Origin of the sequence: Flagellimonas pacifica (assembly GCF_900215465.1) — a bacterium.
Lineage (GTDB): Bacteria > Bacteroidota > Bacteroidia > Flavobacteriales > Flavobacteriaceae > Flagellimonas > Flagellimonas pacifica.
On the sequence record NZ_OBEH01000003.1, the window covers coordinates 491949 to 504641 of the forward strand.

Annotated in this window: 12 protein-coding genes and 2 pseudogenes; 10 read left to right on the forward strand and 4 right to left on the reverse strand. The window is 35.0% G+C overall.

Translation table 11 applies throughout. The features are described from left to right. Positions 1-45 precede the first annotated feature (45 nt). The 6 genes from CRO15_RS11865 to CRO15_RS11890 all read left to right on the forward strand — a co-directional run bounded on the left by CRO15_RS11865 (position 46) and on the right by CRO15_RS11890 (position 6302). Positions 46-861 carry a mechanosensitive ion channel family protein gene (locus CRO15_RS11865; protein WP_097046033.1) on the forward strand — a complete coding sequence of 272 codons (816 nt, stop codon included), beginning with the start codon at positions 46-48 and terminating at the stop codon, positions 859-861. 532 nt (positions 862-1393) lie between these two features. Then, positions 1394-2458, forward strand: coding sequence for a ribosome small subunit-dependent GTPase A (rsgA, locus tag CRO15_RS11870; RefSeq protein WP_097046034.1), 1065 nt, complete (start codon positions 1394-1396; stop codon positions 2456-2458). Positions 2459-2720: 262 nt separating this feature from the next. Then, the gene (locus CRO15_RS11875) at positions 2721-3299 is read left to right on the forward strand and encodes a Crp/Fnr family transcriptional regulator (RefSeq protein WP_097046035.1); all 579 of its coding nucleotides are present in this window, start codon (positions 2721-2723) and stop codon (positions 3297-3299) included. Positions 3300-3367: 68 nt separating this feature from the next. After that, on the forward strand, positions 3368-4633 hold the full coding sequence (locus CRO15_RS11880) for an NAD(P)/FAD-dependent oxidoreductase (RefSeq protein ID WP_417935209.1): 1266 nt from the start codon (positions 3368-3370) through the stop codon (positions 4631-4633). A 27-nt stretch (positions 4634-4660) separates the two neighbouring features. Next, the gene (locus tag CRO15_RS11885) at positions 4661-5398 is read left to right on the forward strand and encodes a DJ-1/PfpI family protein (protein ID WP_243396959.1); all 738 of its coding nucleotides are present in this window, start codon (positions 4661-4663) and stop codon (positions 5396-5398) included. A 145-nt stretch (positions 5399-5543) separates the two neighbouring features. Beyond that, positions 5544-6302, forward strand: a complete 759-nt coding sequence (locus CRO15_RS11890; RefSeq protein ID WP_097046038.1) for a CPBP family intramembrane glutamic endopeptidase — start codon at positions 5544-5546, stop codon at positions 6300-6302. A gap of 139 nt (positions 6303-6441) precedes the next feature. Here CRO15_RS11890 and CRO15_RS11895 read toward each other — a convergent pair. Beyond that, positions 6442-6663 (reverse strand): annotated as a pseudogene (locus tag CRO15_RS11895) (hypothetical protein); the annotation flags it as partial. Between the two features lie 177 nt (positions 6664-6840). Here CRO15_RS11895 and CRO15_RS11900 point away from each other — a divergent pair. Together CRO15_RS11900 and CRO15_RS11905 are read left to right on the forward strand one after the other, a co-directional pair. Beyond that, positions 6841-7536, forward strand: coding sequence for a helix-turn-helix transcriptional regulator (locus CRO15_RS11900; RefSeq protein WP_243396960.1), 696 nt, complete (start codon positions 6841-6843; stop codon positions 7534-7536). A gap of 158 nt (positions 7537-7694) precedes the next feature. Further along, entirely contained in the window at positions 7695-8552 is an 858-nt protein-coding gene (locus tag CRO15_RS11905; protein ID WP_097046040.1) for an alpha/beta fold hydrolase, read from the forward strand. A gap of 123 nt (positions 8553-8675) precedes the next feature. Here CRO15_RS11905 and CRO15_RS19940 read toward each other — a convergent pair. Continuing rightward, positions 8676-8878, reverse strand: a pseudogene (locus CRO15_RS19940) (hypothetical protein); the annotation flags it as partial. Between the two features lie 159 nt (positions 8879-9037). On the opposite strand from CRO15_RS19940, the gene CRO15_RS11915 reads away from it, so the two are divergent. Further along, a complete protein-coding gene (locus tag CRO15_RS11915; protein WP_097046041.1) occupies positions 9038-9607 on the forward strand; it encodes a sigma-70 family RNA polymerase sigma factor in 570 nt (189 codons plus the stop codon). Positions 9608-9656: 49 nt separating this feature from the next. Next, positions 9657-10574 (forward strand): sterol desaturase family protein, encoded by a 918-nt coding sequence (locus tag CRO15_RS11920; RefSeq protein ID WP_097046042.1) that lies wholly within the window; start codon positions 9657-9659, stop codon positions 10572-10574. Between the two features lie 136 nt (positions 10575-10710). On the opposite strand, the gene purB is transcribed toward CRO15_RS11920, so the two are convergent. Both purB and CRO15_RS11930 read right to left on the reverse strand, forming a co-directional pair. Continuing rightward, entirely contained in the window at positions 10711-12054 is a 1344-nt protein-coding gene (gene purB / locus CRO15_RS11925; RefSeq protein ID WP_097046043.1) for an adenylosuccinate lyase, read from the reverse strand. 46 nt (positions 12055-12100) lie between these two features. After that, positions 12101-12673, reverse strand: coding sequence for a hypothetical protein (locus CRO15_RS11930; RefSeq protein ID WP_097046044.1), 573 nt, complete (start codon positions 12671-12673; stop codon positions 12101-12103). Positions 12674-12693 lie beyond the last annotated feature (20 nt).

Below are 12693 nucleotides of genomic sequence, written 5' to 3' on the forward strand. Positions count from 1 at the left end.
ATTAGTGTCTCATTACAAGAACGCTAACAAATCAAACGTACTACTATGGAAAAAGCACAAGAATGGATGAATTATGGATTGGATTTGGCCAAAGAATTTGGACCCAAATTGCTCACTGCAATTCTCATTTATATTATTGGTTCATGGGTCATCAAAAGAATTATTGGAGCTGCCCGTAATGTAATGTCCAAGAGCAAATATGACGAATCTTTGCAACGATTTTTGTTGAATCTGACCACATGGGCGCTTAAAGTGTTCTTGATTATTATTGTGATATCTAGACTTGGAGTAGATGTTACCACCTTTGCCGCTGTAATTGCTGCTGCTGGTTTGGCCATTGGATTGGCACTTCAAGGTTCGCTTTCCAATTTTGCGGGAGGAGTACTGCTCATGATATTTAAACCCTATCGAATTGGTGATTTAATTGAAGCCCAGGGCGTTTTAGGAGTCGTAAAAGAAATCGAGATTTTTACAACAAAATTGATCACACCTGAAAATAAACTCGCCATTGTTCCCAACGGTGCCCTGGCAAATGGAAACATTGTAAACTACACCGCTGAAGGCAAAATTCGTGTGGATACCGTTATAGGTGTAGGTTATGGTGAAGACATTAAAAAAACCAAAGAAGTGTTGCTGAATGTGTTGACCTCAAACCCTCAGGTACTACAAGATCCTGCTCCTTCGGTAAATGTAATGGAATTGGCGGATAGTTCTGTGAATTTTGCAGTGCGTCCATTCTGTAAACCAGAGGATTATTGGGATGTCTATTTTGCAACCTATGAAAACTGTAAAATAGCATTGGATAACGCTGGAATTGAAATTCCATACCCACACTCTGTGGAAATCCATAAAGAAGGATAGTTGTCACAATGATTATCCTCTTCATGTCTAAGGATGGTGGAAATGTATAGGAAAGTAAATTAGCAAACATCGAGCACAGTTGGGAAGCAAAATATTCTCTACTGTGCTCGAGTCGTTTAGTATAAATATTATCTATCTCAATCTATAACCTACATACACCAATCTGCACTAGATTTTTAAATCAAAATTCCCGAACTTCACTTATCGGGCGATATAGTTCATTAAAACGAACCATATCTTAAGCGTTGTGCTTAATACAAAAAGACTCTCTTTATTTGAACCTTATAAGAGATTTTTTTAATTTTATACTCTAATCAAATTTTATGTTTATTACATCTGTAATATCATATTCGGATTTTGTAAAATAGATAGTCAATTTTCTTTGACTATCACCATCCTTTACTTCAGCCAATAATCTGAAGCATTTCTACTTACTTACATTTTACAAATAACACATTAATTGTGAACGCTTTTGTATTTATATTAATTTATGAATACCGTAAGTGTTTGCAATATTTAAAACACACAGAATATGAAATTAGAACATTTCGGATATAACGACAAAATAGAAAAACTAAGAATTCAACATAATCTAGTAGACTTTAAAATTGGAAGAATTATTTCCGAGCATAAGGAAAGATATATTGTTAAAACAGAAAAAGGGGAGTTCGATGCAGAAATTATAGGGAATTTAAGATATACCGCAAATACTCGAAAAGATTTTCCTGCTGTAGGAGATTGGGTTGCAATTTCTGAATATGATGATAAAGTTCTCATACACTCTATTTTCCCCAGAAGAACCATCATAGAAAGACAAACAGTTGGGAAACAAGGTGAAAAACAAATCATAGCAACAAATATTGACTTTGCTTTTATTGTACAAGCAGTTGACAGGGATTTTAATATCAATCGAATAGAAAGATATCTGACAATTTGCAATACGTCCAATGTAAAACCGATTATCATTCTCAATAAAATTGACTTGATAAACGATAATGTTTTAAATGATTTGATGTCCAAAGTTCAAGAAAGAATGAAACAAGTACCAGTAATTGCTATAAGCAATGAGTCCCAAAAAGGGATTGAGAAAGTAAAAGAGTATATATTAAAGGGCAAGACATACTGTTTATTGGGCTCATCAGGAGTAGGAAAATCAAGTCTTCTAAACAATCTTTCTGGTAAGCAACTGATGAAAACAAATACAATTAGCATAAGTACCAATAAAGGACGACATGTTACAAGTCACCGAGAACTGATAGTTCTTGAAAATAGAGGAATTATAATTGACAATCCGGGAATGAGAGAAGTGGGTATCGCAGATTCAGATGAAGGCTTGGAAAAGACATTTGAAAAAATAGTTGAGCTATCCAAAAACTGTAAATTCAAGGATTGTTCCCATACAATAGAAATTGATTGTGCTGTTATCACAGCCGTTGAAAGTGAAAAAGTAGATAAATTGTTCTATGAAAATTATCTGAAAATGAAACGAGAAAAAGAACATTTTGAATTGACTATTGCTGAAAAACGCAAAAAGGATAAAGACTTTGGAAAAATGGTCAAACAATTTAAAAATTTAAAAAAATCAAATAAGCACTAAGCACAGCAACGTGTATGAGTAATAGCGGTTTGGGAACCAATTCAAGCCGCTATTTTATTTAATTTAAAGTATACTGAAAACTAAAAAGTAGTCTCCATAAATTTGTTACCACTCATACACAAGACCAATAAGTGCACTCCCAAAATCTCAGGACTATTTTGTCTAGGTTTTTCATCCAAAATTCACGAACTTCATCTATCCTAACTTTGAACTTTTTTGAATTGAATTTTACCTCAGTTTTGGTTGGGTGTAAAACCAACAAATGACCAAAAGTGCATTAGCAAATCACATAAAATCTGTACTGATCCTTTCAGAAGAGGAATTATCGGAAATCCTAAGCTATTTTGATTTTCATAAACTCACGAAAAAGGAAACTCTGCTCTCTGCAGGCAAATTGTGTAACAGACTTTTTTTTGTTGAAAAAGGCTGTTTGCAATTGTACTTTATTGACGATTTGGGAAACCACAAGACCACCCAGTTTGCTATGGAGCATTGGTGGCTGACCGATTTTTTAGCGTTTCAAAACCAAAAACCATCCAATTTCTATGTTGAAACAGTTGAAAAGTCAAAGGTGCTGTCGATTTCCTTTTCTAAACATCAAGAACTGTTGGATAAATGTCCCAAAATGGAAAAATATTATAGGAACATATACGAAACAGCTTATGGAGCTGCGCTAATGCGTTTAAAATACATGAACAGCCTTTCCAAAGAAGAGATGTTTTTTATGTTTCGGGATAATTTCCCCGAATTTGTGCAGCGGGTACCACAATATCTTCTAGCTAGTTTTCTTGGTTTAACACCTGAATATCTGAGCGAAATCAAAAAAAAGCAACTTTCTTAAGCCAGCTTAATTTTTTCGATTGTAGCGCTTCTTATCTTTGTTTTATTATATAAAAGGGAGGCTTGACTATGAAAAAAATGGTTGTTGTGGGAGGCGGTTTTGCAGGTTTGGAACTTATTAAAGGATTAGGGAATTCGATAGATTACCAGATTACCTTGGTAGACAGCAACAACTATAATTTCTTCCCACCTTTAATTTATCAGGTTTCCACAGGTTTTATGGAGCCATCAGCCATAAGCTATCCGTTTCGGAAAATTCTTCGAAAATTAAAAAACGTTCGTTTTCGTCTTGGCTCCCTTGAAAGGGTTGTTCCAGAAGAAAACAAAATCATACTGAGCAACGGGGAGCTGGAATATGATATTCTTGTAATGGCTACAGGGACGGAGACCAACTTTTTTGGGAATGCAAACATCGCGGAAAAAAGTTTGCCCATGAAAACCATAAGTGATGCATTATCCCTTCGAAACATTATCCTGACCCGATTGGACCGTGCTACAAGAATTCATGATACTGAGGAAAGAAAAAGACACCTAACCTTTGTTATTGCGGGTGCAGGACCTACCGGAGTTGAACTTTCGGGTATACTGGCAGAAATGAAGACTTCCGTTATCTTGAAAGATTACCCTGAGTTAAAAGAGAAGGATCTTGGAAAAATATATTTAATTGACGGACAAGAATCCGTTTTGGCCGCCATGTCAAAAAATGCACAGAATTATACCAGCAAAAAGCTGTCTGAACTAAGCGTCAACTTGATTACGGATACCTTGGTCAAGGATTTTGATGGGGAGACGGTATTTTTGTCCAACGGAAATAAGATTCACTCCAAAAATCTTATTTGGGCGGCCGGGGTGTCGGCCAAAACATTTCCAGGTTTTTCTAAAGATAGTTTTGGTACCGGTAGGAGATTGATGACCAATCAATTTAACCAAGTTCATTCATATAATAATATTTACGCATTGGGCGACTGTGCTTTGGTTTCTGGGGATAATAATTACCCTAAAGGGCATCCACAATTGGCGCAACCTGCTTTGCAGCAAGCAAAAAATCTGGCTGGAAACTTAAGACGAAAAGATAATGCTTGGAAGCCGTTTAAATACCATGATAAAGGTTCCTTGGCCATTATAGGAAGAAATAAGGCAGTGTTGGATTTTCCAGGACAGAAACAATTCTTTAAAGGTTTTGGAGCTTGGATGGTATGGATTTTTGTGCATATTATGGGGCTCGTCAACTTTAAGAACAAAATTAGAACCTTGTACAACTGGCTTGGTTACTACATCTACAAGGACCAATATTTTAGAATGATCATTAAACCTACGGATAGAATCAATAAATAATAGACTAGTATGAAAACGTATAGCATAATGGCGACAGCAATATTTACAGCCCTAATTATGGGCTGCAATACGGAGAAATCGAAAAACAAAATTGAAAATAAGGATATCAGTAAAACTGAGGTACTATCCGATACACTTACCAAGCACTTAAAACCGTTCAATCCCCAATTGCCAACTATTGGGCTCCTGATGTTCAATGGGGTTTTGCAGGGGGAGGTGATAGCCACTTCAGATGTTTTTGCGAAACCCAATCAAAAAATGGAGCAACTTTTTAACGTAATCACCGTAGCAGAAACCCTAAATCCGATAACCACAGAAGAGGGTATGCATTTTGTTCCTGATTACACTTTTGAGAATTGTCCAAAATTAACGGCCTTATTTGTTCCCAGTGGATATGATATGTTCGCCCATGTGCGCAATAAAAAAATGGTGGATTTTATCAGAAAGAAAAACGAGGAAACCCAGTATACGGTCAGTAATTGTGCTGGAGCGCAACTTATTGGTGCCTCTGGAATAGCTGATGGACATAAAATTGTCACCTATGTTGGCGGTGGAAAACAGTTACAGAAAGATTATCCCAATCTAAAAGTCCAAGATGATAGTTTGGTGACCTTTGTGGAGGATGGGAAGTTTAGTTCATCCAATGGAAACTTGACGAGCTACATTTCTGCATTGAATTTATTGGAAAAAATGACTAGTGTTGAACATAGGGAATTTGTAGAAAGCTATTTATACATTGACCAACTTCAAAATTGGAAAAGATAGGTATTGTAACAAATAATCTAGCGCCCTTTCCTTCAATTTACGTTAGATTTTTAGGTGGATTTTCCCGAACTTCACGTACCGGTTGCTAAGGAATCATTAACACGATTCTTAGATTAAACGCTGTACATAATTAAAAAAGTCAACTGTGAAACATGAAATTGTAAGAAACATATTGATTTTTGGAATAGTTGTTTTATTGTCATTCCTTATTGATTATAAAAAATCTGTTAAGTATTGGTATGTGTTGCTACTCTTTTTTATAATTGGATTTGCAGATAACATATTAGGTACAATTACAATTGAATATCCTAACACACAACTAATAAAAACGCATAATTGGAATAATGCTTTAAACTGTAATTGGAGTCCTAAAATTTATAGTATTGTTTTTGCTTTGCTCTTGTTAATTCCATTAAAAAAAATAATTACACCAGATGAAATTGGATTAAGATTAGGGCAAAACAAAAACTCAATTAAATTTTCTCTGACTGTAATAGTTTGCGTTTTTTTAACATCGTTGGTACCCGGACTATTAGGCAACAAAGGAGTATTTGACACCAAAGCACTGTTGTTTATGGCAATTATGCCGGGATTAAATGAGGAATTAATTTATCGTGGATTTTTACTTGGATTTTTGAATAAGTTGTTCGACAAAAGATTTAAGTTTCTAGGAACAAATTTTGGATGGGGTGTAATTCTAACTTCAATCGTTTTTGGACTGCTTCATGGTTTTTATTTAACTGATACCTACCAAATTGGATTCGATAATGTGCCGAATATTATATTAACTGGTGTTTATGGATTCGTTTTTGCGCTTATGAGAGAAAGAAGTGGAAGCTTGGTCTTTCCTATAATTGCCCATAGTACAATTGATTTCTTTCACTTTCTATTTAGAATGATATAAACACCAAACACGACTATGCACAACATTTTGTATAAGTAATGGTACTCCATGTGGTAAATATCAAGGTTTGTATCCCGCTCAAATTGTGTAATACTTTGATAGGAGAATGTGCCACGCAAACTGCCGCTTTTCATACAATTTACCGATAAGTGCAATCCCAGATTTCACAATTCTTCGAATGTAAAAACTGCGTATTAATCCTCGTATAATTTGCTGGGGTTATTTGTTTGAGCTCCCCTTTAATAGCATCTGAAACCTCAAGTGTATCAATAAAATCAGCAATAGACTTTTGGGTTATTTTTTCGTTGGTTCGGGTTAAGCCCTTAAGGGCTTCGCAGAGATTGGGGTAATCTTTCGGTCTATTTTGGTAATAAAAGTCACTTCTACGAATTCATATTCTACATCCATCAGTTTGCATTGGATTTTTAAACCGAAAACCTGTAACTTCACTTATCGGACGATATAACCCATTAAAACGAGATTATAGCTTAAACGTTATATCCAAGTAAGAAAATCCAATATGGCATATTCAAATAACATGTCAAGATTAGCTCGATTAACTTCGATTTTATTGAAGTTACAATCTAAACCTTTTGTATCGGTTAACGATTTAGCCGAACAGTTTGAAGTAAGCAAAAGAACGATTTATAGAGATTTAGATTCACTTGAACAATCAGGGACACCAATTATTCCCATTGCAGGAAAGGGATACTCTTTAATGGAAGGTTACAATATTCCTCCAGTTATGTTTACGGAATCAGAAGCAAATGCTATACTCTTTGGACAAAAAATAATAGCCAAAACAAAGGATGAGTCACTTGTTAATGAATTCAACAAGGCGACTGATAAGATAAAATCTGTTCTTTTAAACATCCAAAAAGAAAAAACGGATTTTCTTGCAAACAGAACAATAATCGGAAAGAATTTGAAGGAAGAAAGGACAAGTAATTACCTTTCTGAAATTCAAAAAGCATTGACGAATTTCCAACTACTAAAAATAGAATACAAAAAAAAAGACACTAAGACAACTACAAGTAGAGAAATTGAACCATTTGCCATTTATTATAATCCTTCAGAAAATTGGATTCTGATTGCTTGGTGTCGATTGCGAAAAGATTATAGGAATTTTAGAATAGATAGAATTCAAAAATTGAGTAACGAATGGCAACAATTTACACCTCATGAAATGCCGCTGGAAGAATATGTGGAAATTCAAAAGAAAAAGATTTTTTAAAACTCCTGTGACAAAGGGTTGACACAAGACATACTTAATTTTGTAATTACTAACAACCCAAATAGGGAAGTTCGTGCATATAAAAACAATCTTCATAGGTGCACTAAACTTATGCAGAAGGTTATATACTGATTGCATCAATAATAAAATTACCCAATATGAAATCACAAAATAAGTCTTGGTTAGACAAAAATGAATATCCGTTCAAGTCTAATTATTTTGATCTACCAATAGGAAAAATGCATTATGTTGACGAAGGTACAGGAGCTCCAATTGTATTTGTTCACGGAAATCCAGGTTGGTCGTATGAATTTAGAAAATCAATTAAAGAGCTTTCAAAAACTAACAGATGTATTGCAGCTGACCATATCGGTTTTGGATTATCAGATAAACCATTCGATTGGAATTATTTACCCAAAAATCACGCAGATAATTTCGAGAGATTCATCAATCACCTAAAACTGGATAAATTTGTTTTAGTAGTGAACGATTGGGGTGGGCCAATTGGATTATCATATGCAGTAAATAATCCTGAAAGGATAAAACATCTTATGATTACTAATACTTGGATGTGGTCAGTAAAAAATAATCCATCCAGTAAAAGATTCAGCAATTTTGCAGGTGGAATGATCGGACGTTTCTTGATTAAGAATTTCAATTTCTTTGGTAAGGTAATAATCAAAAACTGTTTAGGAAATAAAAAGTATTTTGACCCAGCTATTTACAAACATCTTGAAAAACCAAATGATAGAAAAGGTTGTTGGACTTTCCCAAAACAAATAGTTGAATCTGATGATTGGGTACATAGTCTATGGCAAAAACGTAATAATATACGAGATTTACCAAAATCATTCATCTGGGGTATGAAGGACTTTGCGTTTAGTGAGAAAGACCTTAAAACTTGGATTGAAGAATTTAAACCTGAAACAGTAATAAAATTGGATGATGTAGGACATTATCCATACGAAGAAGCCACAAGCATATTTAATGAACAATTAAAAAATACCAGCACATAACAATGTATACAGAAAATAGGTTAGATGGCAGTAAATTCAAGGAGTGTAGCCTCCACTTCAATTTTGCAACAGTTTGAAGCCCGTAATCGCCTATCTGCCAGATATTCACCAATAAGTGCAGCCTCAAATTTCACAATTACTCGAATGTGAAAACTGCATATTAAATCCCGTATAATTCGCTGGGGTTATTTGCTTAAGCTCGCTTTTTATTGCATCTAAAACTTCAAATGAATCGATAAAATCTGCGATGGATTTCTGGGTGATTTTTCATTGGTACGGGTCAAGCCCTTATGGGCTTCGCAGGGATTGGGGTAATCTTTCGGTCTATTTTGGTAATAAAAGTCACTTCTACGAATTCATATTTTACATCCATCAGTTTGCATTGGATTTTTAAACGGAAAACCTGTAACTTCACTTGTCGGTCGATATAACCCATTAAAACGAGATTATATCTTAAACGTAGTGTGTAAGCTGAACAAAGGCAAATGAAATACGAAAATGTTTGGAATATATATGAAGATTGGTTGCGTAATTTCATCACTTCAAAAGTTGATGATGTCGAAGATGTAAATGATATTTTACAGGAGGTAAGTGTGAAACTATACGTATCATTGTTGGAGGAGAAAGAGATCAGAAATCCAAAAAATTGGTTGTTCCAAGTAACTCGTAATACAATCTCTGACTTTTATAGAAAAAAATATCTTCGGAAGAATACGTACGAAATATCAAGTGATTTATCAGAACAGACTTGTATTTGCGACTTATCAGATTTTGTGATTAAAAACTACTTGCCGAAAAAATACGCGGACACACTTTTCTTAAGTGAAATAGAACAATTGTCGCAAAAAGAAGTTGCCAAAACTTTAGGGATTTCACTAACGGCAACCAAATCTAGAATTCTGCGCGGAAGAAAAATGTTTAAAGAACTAATCGAAGATTGCCTTAATATTTCTTACAATAAAAAAGGACAGGCAATTGATTTTGAGTTAAAAAACTCTTGTAGTTTACCAAATGACATCAAAGAAGAAATGCAAAGATTGAATTTGGTGCTCTAATTTGCATCTTTTTCAGTGCTTCTCACGACTACAGTAAAAAAGTAGTCAAATGAACTCAAAAAAAGTATTGTCATTAACAGCCGTTCCTGCATTATTAACTATTAGTATGGTGTTTGGGTATGTTGCAATTTTAGAAGATTGGAATTTGCTCTTATGCTCATTTATTATCTTATTTTTTTCTTTTAGCTCTATTTATTTTTTAGAAAGAATTATTCCTTTAAATGAAAGTTGGAGGATCCATAAGGGAACAATCCTAACCGAAGTTCTTCACTTTAGCATATCTATTGGACTTTTTGATGCTATTGGTAAAACGGTGGCTCTATGGTTTGTTCTATTAATTCAAAGTAACTTTTTTGAAGTAAACCCTACTTGGAGCTGGTTGCCATTTTGGTTAATCTTTATAATAGCAAATATTGTTGGGGAATTCCTACCATACTTATATCATCGTATTAGCCATAAAGGAAATGCAAATTCTGTTTTCAGTCTTTTTCTTTGGCAAGTACATTCAATTCACCACATTTCAGAACAATTAAATTGGTTTAAAACAAATTGGATGCATCCGTTAAATATGTTGCTGAACACTTTTTTAAAAATTGCACCACTCTTATTACTTGGGTTTAGCGAGTCCATCATATTTCTTGTAGGCATTTTTCATATAATGGTTGCTTATCTATCCCATTCCAATATATTGGTAAAAACTGGCTTTTTAGATTACATCATTGTTACACCTAAAATCCACCATTTTCATCACAGTAAAAAAATGGATGAGGCAAAGAATTATGGAAATATAATTCCTTTTTGGGATTTGGTTTTTGGTACATTCTACAACAGGAATGGTTATGTAGAAAAGGTTGGTGTCAATAAGGCCTTTTACAAATATCCAGAAAAGACAAATTATATTAAACAAGTAGTATTTCCTTTTAAAGGGTATAAATATTGTTGCAACAAAACCATTTCAAAAAATTAAAACAACATTGGTTTTGTGAAATTTAAAAGCAAATCTAAACTGAAAAAACAGTGTATGAAAATCCGCTACTTATTGTTCACGAACCAGATAAGTGCAACCCCAAATTTTACAATTTCTCGAATGTAAAAACGGCGTATTAAATCCCAGTATAATTTGCTGGGGTTATTTTTTTGAGTTCCTCTTTAATAGCAACTGAAACCGTTAATGTGTCAATAAAATCTGCGATGGATTTCTGGGTGATTTTTTCGTTGGTACGGGTCAATCCTTTTAGAGCTTCATACGGATTTGGATAGGCTTCGCGCCTCAATATGGTCTGAATAGCCTCGGCCACAACGGCCCAATTGTTTTCCAAATCCTGTTCAAACTTTTCAGCATTCAACACCAATTTGTTCAATCCTTTAAGGGTGGACAAAAAGGCCACTTGGGTATGTGCAAAAGGCACTCCTGCATTTCTGAGTACGGTACTGTCCGTTAGGTCGCGCTGTAATCTGGAAACAGGCAGTTTAGCCGATAAATGTTCAAAAATGGCATTGGCCAAACCTAAATTCCCTTCAGAATTCTCAAAATCAATTGGATTTACCTTGTGGGGCATGGCAGATGAACCAACTTCACCTTTTTTGATTTTCTGTTTAAAATAATCCATGGAGATATAGGTCCAGATGTCTCGGTTCAAATCAATATAGATGGTATTGATGCGCTTCAAGCAATCGAACAAGGCCGCCATATGGTCGTAATGTTCAATTTGTGTGGTGGGGAAGGAGTGATAAAGCCCTAATTTCTCTTGAACAAATTGTTGTCCAAAAGCTTTCCAATCAATAGCTGGGTATGCCACTTTGTGGGCATTGTAATTTCCGGTTGCTCCACCAAATTTGGCTGCACTTGGAATGTCGTTCAATAAATTGAACTGCTCTTTTAATCGCTCCACAAAAACATCAATTTCCTTGCCCAAGCGTGTAGGGGAGGCTGGTTGTCCATGGGTGCGCGCCAGCATGGGAATGTCGGCCCATTCAGTTGCCAACGCCTTTAGTTTTTCATAAACCTCAAAGTAAAGCGGAACATAAACATCGTTCATGGCCTCTTTAATGGATAATGGAACAGCTGTATTGTTAATATCTTGGGAAGTCAATCCAAAATGGATGAACTCTTTGTATTTTTCCAATCCAAGCGCGTCAAACTTTTGTTTGATAAAGTATTCAACAGCTTTTACATCGTGGTTGGTGGTCTTTTCAATCTCTTTAATAGCAGTTGCATCCTCAGTAGAAAAATCTTGATAGATTTTCTGCAGATCAGCGAACAGAGCTGTATTAAAATCGGCCAGCTGTGGAAGCGGAATCTCGCAGAGGGCAATAAAATATTCAATTTCTACCTGTACACGGTATTTTATTAGTGCCTCTTCTGAAAAATAATTACCTAAAGCTTCAGTTTTGTTGCGATACCTACCATCTATTGGAGAGATGGCGTTAAGTTGGTTTAAAGACATTGACCGTTTTTTTTGAAAGCGCAAAGATACTTATTACTTAAGGAGTTTAAAAGCCAAGTTTCTTCAATTCTGCCAATGTTTTTTTCGCTCTAGATTTGTACCCAGCGCTATCCTTATGATTTTGTTGTTCCAAAACCATTTTTAGTTCGGGGTGTACCCAATCGTATTTTTGCCCTAAATAAAACAAGCTGCTCATGGCAAAGACCTTTACCGCTACTTTATGCTCGCCAATGAGCCAATCAAAACAAGTGGTCAATATGCGCTCCAATTGTTCTAATGTAATGTTTTGTGTAAATGCAGAGTCTTTGGCTTCAAAATACGCTTCCATTGAAAATTCACATACATGGGCCATGGAACGGATGATGGATTCAGATTTTAACCCTTCTAGCCCTTTTGTGAATTTTTCAAAATGAGGTAAGAGGTAAACCAATTTTTTGCGCATCAAATGATCAAATACCCAACTGGCATTGAAAGAATCTGTTTTGTCCTGATCAAATATTTCTTGAAGCAAACGCCCAATTAATTCTGGTTGTGTGGCCAGTTGATCAACGAGTTGGATTACTTCTGCCTTGGAAAGCCGACCCGAGTTTAACGTTACATGCAATTGTTGTTCTGTCACAAAAACTTATTTTTACTTAA